Annotated in this window: 4 protein-coding genes (1 of these 4 only partly in view); all 4 read right to left on the bottom strand. The window is 46.5% G+C overall.

Going from position 1 to position 17944, the window contains the following annotated elements; all coding sequences use genetic code 11:
* Positions 1 to 6086 (bottom strand): non-ribosomal peptide synthetase (locus A7985_RS23390; RefSeq protein ID WP_065792835.1); only part of this gene is annotated, 6086 nt, incomplete at its 3' end.
* Between the two features lie 179 nt (positions 6087 to 6265).
* Positions 6266 to 7045 carry a phytanoyl-CoA dioxygenase family protein gene (locus A7985_RS23385; protein WP_065792834.1) on the bottom strand — a complete coding sequence of 260 codons (780 nt, stop codon included), beginning with the start codon at positions 7043 to 7045 and terminating at the stop codon, positions 6266 to 6268.
* Positions 7033 to 10572, bottom strand: a complete 3540-nt coding sequence (locus tag A7985_RS23380; RefSeq protein ID WP_065792833.1) for a non-ribosomal peptide synthetase — start codon at positions 10570 to 10572, stop codon at positions 7033 to 7035. The genes A7985_RS23385 and A7985_RS23380 overlap by 13 nt, the downstream gene beginning before the upstream one ends.
* Positions 10566 to 17944, bottom strand: the 3' portion of a protein-coding gene (locus A7985_RS23375) for a non-ribosomal peptide synthetase (RefSeq protein WP_065792832.1). Its footprint extends 2545 nt past the window's final position; the window shows 7379 of its 9924 coding nt (coding positions 2546–9924); the start codon falls outside the window, past its right edge — the gene reads right to left on this strand; its stop codon occupies positions 10566 to 10568. The genes A7985_RS23380 and A7985_RS23375 overlap by 7 nt, the downstream gene beginning before the upstream one ends.

Raw genomic sequence — 17944 nt, 5'->3', positions numbered from 1 at the left:
TGACGATAAGGGTGTTTTACAAAAGCTTGTGCGGTTAATTCTGGCTTATTCAAGTACCCTCGTGCGAGGCCATCACCGGCAATATAAAGCTCACCAATGGCACCGGTAGGAAGTAACTGACCTTGTTTGTTGAGTACGAGCAGCTGGGTATTGGCATTGGCGCGGCCTAACACGGGTTTTTCCCCAGAACTAAGCTGGCGAATGGTGGCACAAATTGCCGTCTCAGTGGGGCCGTATGCGTTATAAAAGCTCGCTGTTGGTGCCCACCTGTCCACCAATTGGGTGTCGCAGGCTTCTCCCCCTACGATGACATGCTTGATATGTGCGACGGCATCGGGTGAGACAAGCTGCAATGCTGAGGGGGTCATCATCAAATGCGTGACTTGACGACCGTATTTGCTGGTTAACTCGCTTTGATAATCCAAGGTCGTCGACAGCACCAGCGTGGCCCCGCGGCTTAAGGTGAGCCAAGTTACCCACGTCGCGGCATCAAAACCAAATGCTGTGCTTTGGTAAAAGCCGCTGTCAGATGTGACCCCGAAGCGCTCCGCGTTATCCACAATGGTGTTTACTAGGCTGCGGTGTTCAATCATGACCCCTTTGGGCCGTCCCGTTGAGCCTGACGTATAAATCACGTAGGCCAAGTGATCTGGGCGAGAGCCAATGTTGAGTGGTGGGATATCAGCGAATGTCATATCGAGTGCGTCGAGACGGATAAGCGGTTTGTCTAAATCCTCAGCGGTACTTTGATGAACCGCGTCACTCACAATACAGCTGAGCGCGGTGTCTTCGACCATATAGGCGAGGCGCTCAAAGGGGTAGTCAGGGTCTAAGGGCACGTAGGCGCAGCCGGCTTTAAGAATCCCGAGCATGGCGATAACCATATGGCAGCTGCGGCCTAGGTGGATCCCGATGAGTGTCTGTGGCAAGACTTGATGGTGCTGAACCAAATGTGTGGCAAGTTGGGTGGCACGCAGTTCAAGTTGTGCGTAAGTTAGCGTTTCATCAGCACATCGCACGGCGATGGCATCGGGTCGGCTTTGTGCTTGTTGGCTGACGAGTTGGTCAATCCCAGTGAGCGGATAATCTCGGATTGGACCATTAAGTACAGAGAGGGCATGGTGTTGTTCAGCCTGACTGAGCATGGTGAGTTCATTGAGCGGTTTGTCGATGACATGTTCGCCATCAACGAGTTCAGCCAAAGCACTGAGATAGTGGCATAAATGCGCGTTTATTTTTTCTATATACGATTTATCAAATAAGTGGCAGTCGTAGAGCCAAGTCACTTTTCCGCCAGCGGTGTTCATGCTCATATTAAGTTCTATGTCGAACTTCAAGCGAATGTCATTGGTTGTCATTGGCTCGATTTGTACGCTTGGATGGCTAGAGTAGCTGGCGTTTTGTGTAGTTAAGAAATCCGCATCAGTGGTCAGTACAATTTGAAACAGTGGGGTGTAAGCTGCATCCCTTTGTGGTTGCAGTTTTTCAACGAGTTGCTCAAAGGGCACATCTTGATTCGCTTGGGCTTGTGTGTGAACATCTTTCACATGACTTAAGTAGTCCCTTAAATGCCCGGTATTGTGCGCGCCTGTATTCACGCGCAGTACCAGCGTATTAATAAAAAAGCCAATCAATTGCTCTACAGCGGGTTGTCGGCCCGCAGTGACAGTACCAATCACGATGTCATCACTGCCACTGTGCATCGAGAGTACTTGTGCCAATGCGCTATGTAAGAGCATAAAAGGAGTCATGCCATGATGATGGGCTAGCTGACTCAGGTTCTTACACAGTGACTGACTCAGGTCACAACTGACAATATCAGCTTGGCTCTGTTTTACCTCTGGGCGCTCGGCCTTGAGCGGTAAGGAGTGCATTTCTGGTAAATCACTCAGCTGAGTTTGCCAATAGCTTAGTTGCTCTTGCAGTACGGTTTCATCAAAGTGGGCACGTTGCCAAATGGCATAGTCCGCATATTGAATTGGCAACGGGGGGAGCACCGTCTCTGGCTGTGCACTGTTATCTAATAGCGCGATATAATATTGGGTCAACTCTCTGAGGAGAATCGACATAGACCATCCGTCTGAGGCGATATGGTGCATATTAAGTAAGAGTGCACCTGATGTAATGCTCTGGTGTTGGGCTTTATGCAGAGCGACAAAGCTCGCCCGAATAATTGGCCCAGCACTCAAATCAAAGGGGGTGTTTGCGTCTTGTTGAGCCAGCGCCAATAAACGTTGTTGCTGGTGAGCCTCATCTAATGATGACAGGTCGATTTGTGTTAATTGGAATCCATACTCTGTCATGACATGTTGTTTGGCAACGCCTTCGCTTTGTCGATAAACCGTACGTAAGACCTCATGACGTTGGATGACGAGGTTTAAAGCGCGCTCCAATAATGCAGGCTCTATCTGTCCCTTAAGTATAAATGCACTTGGCATGTTATATTCGCTGGTCTGGCCCCGAAGTTGATTAATAAACCATAAACGGTGTTGGGAAAAAGATAAAACATCTCCATGCACGTTGCGCGGCAGCGCCGGTATTTTTGTGTCGTCTGAGGGCGTTTTTAATGCCAGTAGCTTTGCCTGCTCTGCAATCGTCGGGTGATTGAAAACCTCTTTCACATTTAATTCCAAGTGACAAGCTTGGTGGATCTGGCTGATCAAGCGCATGGTGAGTAAGGAGTGCCCCCCAAGTGCGAAAAAGTTCGCGTGAATACTGATCTGTTCTGCTGGCTGCGTGAGCACTTCAGACCAAATTTCTACCAGTTGTTGCTCTAAAGGCGTAGTTGGAGCGACATAAGGCCCTTCGTCTTCAAACATTGTTGTGGCGGTTAATTTGAAGGTGTGGCGCAATTGTTTCTTGTCTACTTTTCCACTGGTCGTTGTGGGCCATTCCTCGATAAATGAATAGGCTGAAGGCACCATATAATGCGGCAGAGTTTGGCTTAGAGCGTGCTGTAACGTGTCACGCATCTGAGCCTCGGATAAGGATCCTGGGTGAGACTGCTTCACGAAGGCGACAAGCTGCTTTTGCCCTGACTTAGTCTCTATGGCTAATACCTCAGCCGAGTCTACTTGGGAAATTTGCATGAGGGTGTTGGCAATTTCTCCGAGCTCAATCCGAAAGCCTCTTATTTTAACTTGTTCGTCGACACGTCCTAGATACTCTAATTCTCCTTGAGGAAGCCAGCGTACTAAGTCACCTGTTTGATACATAGTATCTTGGTCATCTTGCGTAAAGGGATCGGCTAAAAAGCGCTGTTCCGTGAGGTCTGGTCGATTTAAATACCCTCTGGCATTGAGTGGCCCTGAGACATAGAGCTCGCCTACGGCACCTTCAGGCAATAAACGATGATGCTCATCAAGGACATAGAGTCGTCTCGAACCAACGCCTTGGCCAATCGGAATAATGCCGTCGGAGCGCGTTATTTCATGGAGTGTTGAGGTGATCAGACACTCAGTCGGCCCGTATGCATTGAGTAATCGACAGCGACCATCAATTCCCGTTTTATCTGCGATTTGAAACCACTTATCTCGCAGGTTTTGCGGGAAAGCCTCACCGCCGACTAAGAGCAATCTCAGTTGGGTATTTTGCCAAAATTGTAAGCTGGCTTCTGACTCAATTAATAACTCTGCCAAATAAGCCGGTGCCACATCGACGGAGTGAATTTGATGACTTAGTAAGTATTCGTAAAACTGATTTGCGGTCCAAATTGCATTGTCTTTTAGATATAAGGTCGCGCCGGAGCATAAACTGGAAAACATCAGTTCAATGGATACATCGAAACTAATGGAAGGAAAGCTTAAAATACGCTGGCGTGGTTGAATTTGGTATGCATGACTGATTTGAGCGATGTGTGTACTGATGGCATGATGTTCAACCAGTACGCCCTTGGGTTTGCCAGTCGAGCCAGACGTATAGATGGTATAGGCCAAATTGTGCGGGTTGAGCGTGTTTTCTGCGGTGCTAACCGGCTCTGTCGAATACGTTTCAAGCACTTTTGAAATCAATGTGCTATCAACGTTTAACGTCATGGAAACGGCACTGGGAAGCAGGTGCTGTAGTGCTGTTTGTGTAAGCACAATGGAGACATCCGCATCCGCCAGTATGTACTCTAAGCGGTCTTCTGGTGTGGATGGATCAATGGCCAAATATGCGCCACCCGCTTTTAAGATAGCCAGAATGGAAACTATTAATTCAAGACTATTGTTACTGAATAGGGCGACTCTCATATCCGGCTTTACACCATGCGCAATCAAATACCTGGCTAAACTATTGCTGTAATTGGTTAACTGTTCATAGGACAAACTGTTTTCTTCGCCAGCGCTATTGATGTTAACTAAGGCTGTGTCATCCGGTGTTTTTTGTGCTTGGATTGTTACGCATTCATGCAGCAGTGATGACGGAGGCACCGGGATATCGCGGGATGGTTGCAAGGTTGTGAGTAGCTTGTTCTCCTCTTCTTCTGAGAGCGCATTGAGGGCGTCAGTAGAGTAAGTGGCACACTGAGCTTCATCTAAATCGGCCAATCTAGTTAGCCATAACTGCGTGTGCTGAGCGATGCGTTGAATTTTTTGAGGGCTAAAAATAGCGCTATTATACAGCCACGAAAAGGTGATTTCTGAGCCGCTGACACTGGCAGCAATATCCAAATCAAACTTAGCAATATTGACTGGGGGCGCGATAGGGCTGAGCTTAACACCCGGGACTAATTCATCATTGTCTTTTTTAACATGTTCGTTTTTCACCCCAAAGTCTGTGTTGGTGCTAAACATAATCTGAAAGACTGGGTGGATCTCAGGATTTCTCTCCAACTCGAGTGATTCTACGAGGAGCGAAAAAGGGAGATCTTGATGTTTTAAAGCATCTAAATGTACGGTTCTAACTTGAGAAAGGTACTCAGATATTGAGCTTGAGGCGGTGTTTACTCTCAGTACGATACTATTGATGAAGCAACCTATCAGGTTCTCTAGCTCTGACTCTGTGCGGTTCGCGACGGGTGAGCCAATGACCACGTCTTCGGTATTGCTGAAACGTGCAATCGCAGCGCAAACGGCACCATAAAGTAACATAAATGGGGTGAGATCGAATGATTTTGCCAGTGCTTGTAAGCGACTCGCGGTATCCCCTGATAATTTGGTGGTGATCCGTTTTGCGTGGGACTGCGTTGACTGGCTGGCCGATCTTTCTACATCCAAGGGGATGCTGTGTTCAGGCTCAATACCTGCCAACTGTGTTTGCCAATAATTGAGTTTTTGTTGTAACACCTCTCCTGATAAATATTGCCTTTGCCAGTGGGCATAATCTCGGTATTGAATCGGGAGTGTGGGTAAGCTTGCGGCAGAGATACAACCTTGTGTTGCCAAAGATTGGTAATGGATCACAAACTCTTTTAGTAAGAGCTCCATTGACCACCCGTCACCCGCAATGTGGTGCATGTTAAAAAGCAGTACTGCACAGGGCTGGCCGTGGTCACGTATGCTGATATGGCTAGCTCTAAGTAGTAAGTCGGTGTGTAAACAAAAAGGGGTTTGAATATCCTGCTCTAACAAGGCATGCAATTGCTGTTGCTGTTCAGATTCAGGAAGATGTCTTAAATTAATGTCTTTTAAAACAAACTCAGGCTCTGCTTGGACCTGTTGTATGACATCAAATTGACCTGCAGGTGCGCCTTTTTGATAGACAGTACGCAGCACTTGGTGGCGTAAAAGAATGTGTTTTATTGCTTGTTCAGCGAGCGCAATATCTAATGGGCCCTCTAGTTTAAATGCCGCCGGCATATTGTATTGGGCGCTTTGTTCTTGGTACTGATCAATGAAGTATAACTGTTGTTGAACATATGAAAGTGGTGCAGGTTGCGTATTATCAATGCGGGTAATCTTCGGTTTAGTCTGCTGGAGGTGAACCGTTTGTACATAATCAATAATGGCTTGTTTGTTGTCCTTTATCTGTGCTTTCAACGCACTCGACAATGTGGATACTGGCCCTGTCAGCTTCAGTTTTCCATCAGCGACGCTTAGCGACACGCCTTTTTTCACTAATGTCAGTACTAAAGACTTAACTGATTGACTCTCAATATTATCCATTTGGGTTTCCCTGTACAGCTTCATATAATCGAAATACCATCATGTTGTGTATTTTTGTTATTTTTATAATAAATAAGCCAAGCGTGATGCTTTTTTGAAAAAGTCGTCATAAATTGCAAGGCTTAATTGTACATTTAGTTTGTTGTGCAATTTTGTTGTGCAATTAAGCCTTGCGCGTTTTAGCTTTCTGCAACCAAAGGTGTAAAGTCCTCAGAGCATAGAAATGCAGGACGTTTATCTGGCTTATCTAATGAAGGGGTATTAGATATTGCATTGTAAGTGATGATGACCATTTGCCTATCCCAGGGCGACATATTGTTCGCCGAGCTATGCGCGAGCTTGGGATGAAATGCGGTCACATCACCTGCGTTCCCCATTAAATAATGCACACCGTATTGTTTAATTAATGCTTCTACCCTTTTCTCGCTTAATTGGTAAGTTAAGCTGGCAGATACATCCTGTTGCCAAGCGCTGTCCTGTGCTTCCACATCGGTTAAATCATCAATATGGTGAGAGCTAGGAATAACACACAGTGGTCCATTTAGCAGTTCGACCTTATCTAAAAATATAACGATGTTGAGCATATTAGGCTCTTTTATACCATCTTTTTTATTCCAGTATACGAAGTCTTCATGCCATGGCCAGTGCTGACCGACCATGCGACGTTTTATATTAATCTTAAATTGATGCACATAGCAAGGCTCTCCAAGCAGTGATGAAGCGAGCTCCAGGAATTCTTTTTTATTGGTAATCGCCTGAAAAAACTCACTGTATAGATGAGGGCCATGGATCCCTCTTACTGCACTGCTATCAGCTTCATGAACGATGCCCTCATGGTTTTCATCAATATACTTTTGTATTTGAGTTTTAAACTCATCTACTTGAGCATGCGAGAAAACCTCAGGGAGGTGGCAGAATCCATGCGCATTTAACTGCTGTATGTTATTTAAATCTCCCATGACTCTTCCTCATCTGAATCTATGCTCTGTTGTGAAAGCCTTTCACGTATGAGCAACTCTTCTTCTAGCAACACGCTTTGTTTTTTGATTGTTGCGTTATCGAACAGGTTACCTACTTCAAGTTCGACTCCCCACTTCTCTTCAATCATGTAAATTAACCGCATGACCAACAGCGAGTGCCCACCAATATCAAAAAATGGCGCATTAATATTGATACGAGCAGGTTCCAGTCCTAATAAGCTGCCCCAAATTTTTGCAAGTTCTAACTGTAGCCCTTCTTTGGGGGCAACAAAGTCTTCATTAAACTGGTCTACAGGCACTGACAATAGCGCTTTTCTGTCCACTTTACCGTTGGTGTTTAGCGGCAGTCTGTCCATTACCTTTATTGCACTTGGTACCATGTAGTACGGTAGCTTATCGCCTAAGTGTGCTCTAATTTTATATACCAGCTCATTGGTTGACTCTGAGTCAAGTAACTCTGCATTGGCTATCGTTACAAACGAGATTAACCGCTGTTTCTGTGGCATATATGCCGTACACGCATCTTGAACAAAAGAGACGTTTTGTAACTCTTGATCAATGGCCCCCAGCTCAACTCTGAACCCTCTTATTTTTATTTGATTATCGGCACGGTCTAAATACTCGAGCTCATTATCATTACGCCAACGCACGATATCTCCGGTGCGATATAACTTTTCGCTGTTATGTATATGTTCTGGCGCGTCAATAAAGCGCGTGAGGGTAAGTTCTTTATTACCCAAGTAGCCCTGTGCTAGACCAACGCCACCCACATACAGCTCACCTGCAGCACCTTTAGGTACCAAGTTTAATTCCTCATCCAGCACATAGCACTTACCATTTGCGATCGGATGACCAATGGGTGGTAAGGTTTGCCACTGACTAGGATCCTTGCCCATTGTATAAGACGTACACACATGGGTTTCTGTGGGTCCATATTGATTAACTAAACATGCTCTATTATGGCGTTTAAAAAACATTTTTATGTCGTTTGTGACGACTAATCTTTCAGCGGTTGATAAAATAACACGAATTTCAGGATAAGTGATACCTTTTTCGTTACTATAATTTGCCAGCGTCTGTAACATAGCATAAGGCAAGTTGAGTACAGAGCAGTCCGACGCGATTATCTTATCACTTAATTTCGAAGCATCAAATATTTCGTGCTCAAGGAGTAATGTCAGTTTTCCGCCATACAGCAAAGCAATGCCGATATCAGCAAAACTCATGTCAAAGCCAATGGATGAAAACTGCAAAATAGAGTTGGGCTGTGCCAGTGACGGGCAATCTATACCCATCGCCATAATCAAATTTACCAATGGTCGATGGGGCATCCCAATCAGCTTAGGTTCACCCGTAGAGCCTGATGTTGTTAAGACATAAGCGAGGTTACTGGAGTCCATGATGCGCGGAGGATTGTGCGCTTCACTCCGTGATAGTGCATCTTGACATTGCTGCGCATCAAGAATTAGCCACTCTGGTTGATAGAAAGCGTCTGTCATCTCATTTTGTAGCAACGTTACCTGTGCTGACGTTGTGATGACTAATTTGGGCTTTACCTTGTTAATTTGATTGGCAATAAACGCAGCGGGGTGCTTTGCGTCAAATGGCACATAGGCGCCGCCTGCTTTGAGTATTGCCAACACCGAAGAGATCAGTTCAATACTGCGTGGCAAGCAAACAGAAATAAGCTCGTCCGCTTGAACATGATGCCTTTGACGGAGTAAGTTTGCCAGCCTATTTACTTGGCTGTTTAGCTGCGCATAGCTTACTTCTTGTTGACCAAGTTGTAGTGCGGTGCTGTTCGGTGACTGCGCCACTTGCGCTTCAAAAAACTCTGGGAATGTTTGATGATGCTTGGTTGGCGCATCCGTATCATTAAGTTGCTCCAATAATTCATGACGTGCATGTTCACTGAGGAGCGGAAGCGTTGAAACTCGTTGTGTTTTATCTGCTAGGCTCAGGTTGGATAAATGCGACAACAATACACTGAGCTGAGAGTCAAATCGCTCGATTGTTTGTTGTTCAAATAGCGCGCGGTCGTATATCCAGTGGGTACTGACGCCGTGCTCGCTAATACTGACTTTGACCTCTAAGTCGAAGCGTGCGGCTTCCAAGTGCGTGGTATCAAGGAGATCAAAATGGACGTCATTAATAGACGACGCGCTTTGCTCAATACCGTAATCACTATTGGTGGTAAGCATCACCTGAAATAACGGGGTATGAGCTTTACTGCGTGGTACTTGTAGCGCATTGACCAGCATTTCAAATGGCACATCCTGATTAGCCTGTACTTGCATATGCAAAGTACGAATATACTCAAAGAACTGTTCGATGGTTAATTGGCTATCAAGCTTTGCAATGTCAGTCTTCAAGACGACCGTGTTGACAAAAAAGCCGATCATCTGTTCCAACTCGACACGGTTTCTGTTGGCCAAAGGTGTGCCGATCAGTACGGGTTCGCTATTGTTATTTGCGGTTAATACCAAGCTCAAGGCCGCATGGATAAGCATAAACGGCGTTAATTTGTAGGTTTTGGTTAACGCCTGCAAACGCTGTGCGGTAGCAGAGTCTAATACACCATTTACACAGCCCCCAAGATATTGCTTGTGTTCAGGTCGGGGTTTATCTAAGGGGAGGCTATTGACCAAGGGCGCACCATCCAACTGCGTCTCCCACCACTTTAGCTGTTGCGAAAAATTCGGACCTTCAAGCCATTGCTTTTGCCAGCTAGCGTAATCCACATAATGAACCGCTAATTGAGGCATTGAAGGTGTTTTTCCTGCACTTAAATCGCGATAGAGTGCGGTAAACTCTTTGTATAGCACTTGCATTGACCAGCCGTCAGAGGCGATGTGGTGCATACTGACAAGTAGCGTTCCTTGCTGGTCGCCGAGTTTAATATAACGCGCACGGATCATTAAATCTTGGCTTAAATTAAAGGTTTTATTACTTTCCTCATAGCAAAGCGCTTGCAGTTTTTGTTGTTGCTCCGCCGCCTCTAAATCACGCAAGTCGAGAGTGTGCAATTTAAATTGAACATCCTGCTCGATGACTTGCCGTGCACCTTGCTCGGTGTTGATAAAACGCGTCCGCAAAGGCTCATGCCGAGAGACTATGTGTTGTAGCGCCTGCTCTGCAATGCGGAGATCGAGCTGACCTTCAACAGATAAGAAAAGCGGAATATTATATTGGGCACTGGCGCCTTGCATTTGCTCTATAAACCAGAGGCGTTGCTGCGCAAAAGAAAGCTCAAAACTGCTTTGTTTGACTCGTGACACGGCCTCTATTTTTTGAAAATGGCTTGTCTTAACTGGGTTTTCTACAAGAAAATCGACGAGAAGTTGCTTGTTCCCAGTGATTAAACGGGCAATTTCAGGTGTCACCGCATCTTTTTCAGAGGTGGTTGTTAAGCGGCCATCTTGATACTTCAACTCGACACCCGCCAGCATAAGCTGGCGAATGACGGTTTTAGCCTCTGTTAGTTTTGATAACGTAGCGGCTACCATTCGATTTCCTCCTTTGCAGGGTTGTTAGCGTGGTCTTCAGAAACCTGACCTGTGATCAGGGCTATCGCAATAGCCATATTCGCGATGGTTGGCTCGGTGTAGATATCCTGAAGCCCCAACTCGATCGAGAAGTGTTCTTTGATTTTCGAGAGTAGGCGCACCATCATTAATGAGTGACCACCTATTTCGAAAAAGTTACTGTGGATGCTTAATTTTGTAGCGTCCTGCTGTAACAAGTCAGCCCAAATCGCTGCGAGTTGACACTCAATCTCCGTTTCAGGTAACTCCTGAACGTCGACATGGGTCTCAATACTTGGTGCAGGCAAGCTGGACTTATCTATTTTCCCGTTGCTGTTTAGCGGCATTGCCTCCAAGAAAACGTAATGGCTCGGTGCCATATACCCAGGTAGAGACTGGGCGATCTGAGCGCGTAGTTCAGTCAATAATTCCGCCTGATTAAGTGCCTCATTCCCCTCTTTTGGTTGAATATAGGCAACCAGTTGAGAGTCATTTTGAGGATTGGTGCGTACACAGACGACATTGACATGATGGTGCTGTCGCAGTGCCTGCTCTATGACGGTCAGCTCAATGCGGAAGCCACGAATTTTCACCTGCTCATCGATACGGCCGATATATTGCAAGTTATTGTCTTGATCATACTGAACGAAATCGCCCGTTCGATATGCTCGACCGACAGGTGTGCCTGCAATTTCTAGGTTTAGATATCGTTGGGCAGTCAACTCTGGGTTGTTTAGGTAACCACGAGATACCCCCGCACCAGACAGGTACAATTCACCTACGGTACCGGCAGGAACTGGCTGCATAAATTCATCGAGTACCCAAGCATAAGAGCCTTCAATCGCTTGACCGATTGTGTTTTTCCCCTCTTTTTGACGCGTACACCAAGTTGAGTAGGTTGTGTCTTCACTCGGCCCATAAAGGTCGTTGACAACGTGTACACCACAGTCATACAGAGCATCAACGATGTGTTGATGCAACAGCTCTCCGGCTGAGTTGACTGTATGCACACCGCCAAGCTGTGCTTGGGTGTCTAACAATGCGCGAATAGCCGACGGAACGGTATTGATGAGCGTCACTTCCGCAGCATTGGTTAAGCTTGAGAAGGCCAAAATGTTGTCGACCAGCTGTACTTTACCGCCGCGACACAGTGGGGCATACATTTCAAAGACCGATAGATCGAAGCACAGAGACGTCGATGCTAAGACCACTTGTGTTTGCTCTGCGCTGAAGGCGTTCAAACTCCATGCAACTAGGGCAGCGACGTTACCGCGCTCAATCATTACGCCTTTAGGTTTTCCCGTTGAACCTGAGGTATAAATGACATGCGACAGTTCATTGTGAGACGACGTCTCACGCGTGAGTTGCTCTTTTGAGTGTTTCGAAAGCGCCTCGCTGATTTCATCAATGAATACTCTATGCAGTTGTTCTTCATCTACAAGCGTCCTTAGAGAAGACTGAGTGAGCAATAATGAAAGACGGCTGTCTGCCACAATGTGATCTAGCATAGCCTGAGGATAGTTAGGATCCAGCGGTATATATGCCTTGCCGGCTTTGGCTACGGCAAGTACAGCGACTATCATACGACATGAGCGATCTAGCGCGAGACCCACCAACTCTTCGTTGTCTACATTTTGTGCTAATAAATAATTGGCAAGCTGCGTAGATTCCTCATCTAACTCCTTGTAAGTTAATGATTCTTTGCTGCATTGAACGGCAATGGCATCAGGCGTTTTACTCGCTTGGAGACGAACCAAATCATGCGCTAATGTCAGCGTTTCTGGGTTGTCGATACCGCGAGCTACGTTTTCAAGTAAAGTCGCATTAACTTGACTTTCTGAGTTGATAGCGAGTTCAGCCAGTTTGGCTGTCGGTGCACTCAGCACGTGTTCCAGCATTGCCACGAAATCAGTATTAAAGGTCTGAATTGTCTCCTCTTTAAACAGTGCCTTATCATATATCCACGTGAGATCTACCCCTGACGTGTTGCCTTGGCCATCTCGATTGTCACGGACATCCAGCGTTAGATCGAATTTCGCAGGCATTTCCTCACTGAGTATCGGGGTCAGTGATAGCTCCGACAATGCCAGCTGTGTTTGCTCATTGGTGTTCATAGAGAGCATCACTTGGAAAAGCGGCGAATGCTGTGTGTTCCGAGGAATTTGCAATTGCTCTACCAGTTGCTCAAATGGCAATGCTTGATGCGTTTGTGCTTCATTGTTGGTTGCTTTAACACCTTGCAAATAGTCAACGAACGTATCACTCGGTGTACAAGTGGTTCTCAGTACCACGGTATTTACGAAGCAGCCGATTAAACGCTCTGTCTCCGGTTGTAAACGGTTCGCAACTGGGGTGCCGACAACAACGTCTGTCTGATGACTCTTACGGGCCATGTACGCACTGAATAACGCATGCATCAGAGTGAACATGGTCACCCCCTGCTCTTTGGCAAAGCCTGCTAGTTTCTCTGACAGCGCGGTGTCTAAACGCTGCGCCAGCACTTTCCCTTGATAGGTTGGTTTTTCCGGTCGCTGGAAGTCCATTGGCAACTGATGAACCGCAGGTGCATCCGTTAACTGCTGTGCCCAGTACTCTAAGTGCTCAGACAGTACATCACCTTGTAAATAGTCTCGCTGCCATTGCGCGAAGTCGGCGTACTGAATTTCGTTTTCATCGATACTGAGCGGCTCACCAGCCAGTACCGCATGATAGTTGTGAGCAAATTCAGCTGTCCAGATCCCAGTAGACCAACCATCAGAGACGATGTGGTGCATATTGAATTGCAAGATATACTCTTGCTCACCCAACAACAGCAAGGTGACCCTAAATGGCAGTTCTTGTGTTAGATCGAAAGGACGCACGCTGTCTTCTCGCTGTGCCTCCTCTGCCGCTTGCTGTTGTGCTTGCGCATCCAAGTGAGACAGATCAAGCGTAAATACGGGGGGCTCAAACTCTGCGTGTGCTATTTGCACCGCGTCACCATCCACGGTATCGAACGTGGTCCTGAGTATCTCATGGCGTGCGACAGTGCGACGAACAGCTTCGGTGAATGCATTGAGATCCAGCTGCCCACGCATATGATACGCACTGGCCATATTGTATTGTCCAAACTCTGACTCTAGCTGCTCGACAAACCAGATTCGTTGCTGCGAGAACGAGAGAGGTAACGGTTTGCTTCTATCCAGCTTATTGATAGGAGGGAGCTTTTCAGCATCGCCAAACGCCATCATGGACTCTGCAAAGCCTGCAATTGTGGGCTGTTCAAACAGCAATTGCACGGATACATCAACGCCAATGTCTTTTCGGATCTGACTGATTAATCGGGTGGCTAATAGCGAGTGCCCGCCCAGTGTAAAGAAGTCGTCATAGATACTGAGTTGGTCTACTTGTAATACTGTTTGCCATATCTCACATAGCTGCTGTTCAGTGTCATTGCGTGGTGCAACATAGTCGGTTTTTTGTAAGTCACCCTCTTTCGGCATCGGTAACCCCTTGCGGTTAACTTTGCCATTTGGACTCAGCGGGAACTTTTCCATAAAGACGAAAATATTAGGCACCATGTAACTTGGTAAATGTGCTTTCAAGGTGTCGATATAACGGTTTACCAATGCCAGTTTTTGCTCTGCCAATACATCTTCGTCATCTTGCTCAAGCTCTTCTGAGCTGATCAGATAGGCAACCAAGCGTTTATCAAACCCTTCGTCATCTCGGCAAACAACCACACTTTCTTGAATACCCGGGATGGCAGACAAGTGCTTCTCTATTTCGCTGAGTTCAATTCTGAATCCGCGCAGTTTTACTTGGTTATCAACACGGCCAACAAATTCAATGTTGCCATCAGGCAGCCAGCGGACCAAATCGCCGGTTTTATAGAGGCGCTTATCAGCGGCTTGAGTGAAATGATCTGGAATAAATTTATCATCGGTCATCTGAGGCTGTTTGTAATACCCTCGCGCGATGCCTGCCCCACCGATGTATAACTCCCCGATAACGCCCACAGGTTGCAGTTGTCGGCATTCATTGAGTACATATAACTTGGCATTTCCTAGCGGTTTACCAATCGGTACGCCAGCAGATGGGCTAGGTACTTCATAGCCCGTATTTGCGGGGTAAACCGTGGTACCCACACTCGCTTCTGTCGGACCATACTCATTAAAGAACTGGCTGTTTGGCAACAATTTATCTCGCCAATTCGCTAAGTTTTTCTCTGTGAGCAGTTCACCTGCAATGACGAAGGTGTGTTGTGCGGTGCACACATCGCCTTGATCATCCTCTTCCTTTTGGGCGAGCAGGGCTTCTAAGTGTGCCGGGGTTAATTTCATCAGTAATGGCTTATTGGCATCGAATACATATTTAGCCAGTTGATCAATATCAGTGTCACTTGCGGTGAGCAGCTCGGTATATTTACCTTCAAAAAATGCGGTATATAGGGTACATACCGTGCCATCAAAGGCCAATGGCGCGCTCACAAGTGCGCCTTCAACATGGTCAGGGAGGAAGGCCTCTGCACTGTAATATAGGAAGTTGACCACAGAGTGGTGCTCGACGAGTACCCCTTTAGGTTTCCCTGTGGAGCCGGACGTATATATCACGTATATCAAGTTGTTGGGGGTGATACCGAGCGCATCTGGATCAGGGTCTTGGGTACTGTATTTACCCAACATCATGTCGCGCATGCCTTCATCTAACAAGACAATGGATCTGTCATCTAACTCCAACAACGACATGAGTTCGCTATCCGTTACAACCACATCTACATCAGAGTCTTCTAACATATATGTCAAACGATCTTGCGGGTAGCTTGGGTCTAACGGGACATACGCTCCGCCAGATTTGAGGATCCCGAAAATACCAATGAACATCTCAATGGAGCGTTCAACACACAGGCCCACTAAGCTATCAGGTTTTACACCAATGCTAATTAAATGGTGTGCTAGCTGGTTACTTTGCTCGTTCAACTCCTTGTAGGTGATGGACTCAGCACCATACTTCACGGCAATGTTATCTGGGGTCAGTTGCGCTTGTCGCTCAAAAATTTGATGTAAACACTGGCCAACAGGGTAGTCTCTATCAGAGTCGTTCCAGTCAGTTAGCAGCGTGTTTTGCTGTTGTTCATCAAGAATGTTCAGTTCACCCAAGGCACACTCTGACGCATCAACCACTCTGTCTAGTAGGATTGCAAAGCTCTGTGCAATATTGGCAATGGTTTCGTCAAAGAATAGCTCTGTACTATAACGCCAATCTAATTCCAGCCCGTTGTCTGTTTCTGTGACACTTAAGTACAAGTCGTAACGGGAAATGTTATTTTCCATTTGTACTGGGGATAGTTCGACATTGGGCAAGGATAAGTTGACTTGCTCATTGTTTTGTAAATCCAGCTTGATCTGAACAATGGGGTTGTGTCGAAGGTGTCGTTCTGGGCTCAGGGCTTCAACTAGCATCTCAAAAGGCACATACTGGTGCGCATAGGCGTCCAAAATGGTCTGCTTATTTTGTGCTAACAGCGCTTTGAATGACTGTTTGTCATCTACTTGCGTTCTAAGTACTAAATCATTGATAAAGAAACCAATTAGTGGTTCAAGGTCCTTGTGAACTCGGCCTGATATCGCGGTCCCGATGACGATGTCTGACTCGCCGCTATACCTTGATATTAACGCTGCAAATGCACTTTCAAGTAACATAAACAGGGTAACGTCTTCACTCTGACAGTACTTATTCAGCTTGGTGCGAAGCGGGTTACTTAGGTGCTGGGCAAAAGATTTACCAACAAATTTTTGTGCCGTGGGGCGCTGCTTATCCAATGGTAAATTATGCACTTCAGGCAAGCCGGCCAGCGTGTCTTTCCAATAACCGAGGTGTTGTTCAAGCACCTCACCTTGCAACCACTCTCTTTGCCAAACAGCATAATCAGCATACTGTATTTTCAGATCCGCAAGTGGCGAGGGCTTACCTTGCGTAAATGCACTGTAGAGCTCTGAAAACTCATTGATTAAGACGCCTGAAGACCAGCCATCAGAGGCGATGTGATGCATATTGAACATAACCACATGCCGTGTGTCATTGAGCTTAATTAACTGCAGTCTAATTAACGTATCTTTGCGCAAATCAAACGTTAAGCCTGCGTCTTGCTTAATGCGCTTGGCTATCTCAGCTTGTTGGTCAGCTTCAGTGAGCTCACACAAGTCTACATAAGTTAGCGGCAGAGAGACGTTTTGTTGAATGAACTGCTGTGCATCACCGTCGATGGAGGTAAAGCTCGTGCGTAGCACGTCGTGGCGATTGATGACCTCCATGACCGCTTGTTCAAACGCATTAATATCTAACTGACCATCCAGTTGGAATGCCCCTGGCATATTGTACTGTGCACTCCCAGAATTCATTTGGTCGATAAACCACAGACGTTGCTGCGCATAAGAGAGCGGTAGCGGCTCATTGCCTTGTACAGGCACAATGTCTGGCAGTACCTGTTCAGTACTTAGTGCGCCAATATTAGCCGCAAACTCGGCAATTGTTGGGTACTCAAAGAGTGCGCGAACAGATGCTTCCACACCTAATTGATTGCGGATAAGACTGATCAGTCTAGTCCCCATCAGTGAATGGCCACCTAGTGCAAAGAAGTTGTCAGTGACGCCAACACGGTCGAGTTTCAGTACATCCCGCCACAATTCACATAGCTGCTGCTCCAAGTCAGAAGATGGTGCGACATACTCGTGACTGCTCAGCGCTGAGCTTGGCAATGGCAGTGCTTTGCGATCCACTTTGCCATTATTGGTGAGTGGTAAAGTATCTAAATAGATATATATCTCTGGCACCATGTAAGCAGGTAAGTGAGCCTGTAAATATTGTTTCAGGCGCTCGGTGTATGAGGCTTTTTGCTCATCGCTCAGCGCATCACTTTGCGCCGCGACGATATATGAAACGAGGTGCGCGCCAGTGTCTAAATGACAAAGATTCACCGCGCCTTCTTTCACGAACTCTGCAGCGTTGAGGGTATTTTCAATCTCCCCAATTTCGATACGATATCCACGGAGCTTGATTTGTTCATCATTACGGCCGATAAACTGTAGTGTCCCTTGGTGTGTCCAACGGACTAAATCGCCCGTGCGATATAAGCGTTGTGAAGCCCCGCCATCGGTATACTCAATAAACTGGGCAGCGGTTAACTCATCACGATTACGATACCCCAGAGCCACACCTGCGCCACCAATGTACAGTTCACCAATCGCCCCAATTGGCAATGGTTGGTGCTCAGAATTCATGACATAGAGTGACGTGTTGCGAATAGGTTTGCCGATGGAAACGGCGGCTTCCTGCTGTTGCTCTAACGGGCATTCTGGCGTAATGGTATGGATGC

Origin of the sequence: Pseudoalteromonas luteoviolacea (assembly GCF_001696455.1) — a bacterium.
Taxonomy (GTDB): Bacteria; Pseudomonadota; Gammaproteobacteria; order Enterobacterales; family Alteromonadaceae; genus Pseudoalteromonas; species Pseudoalteromonas luteoviolacea_C.
This window is presented reverse-complemented; position numbering and strand designations above follow the sequence as displayed.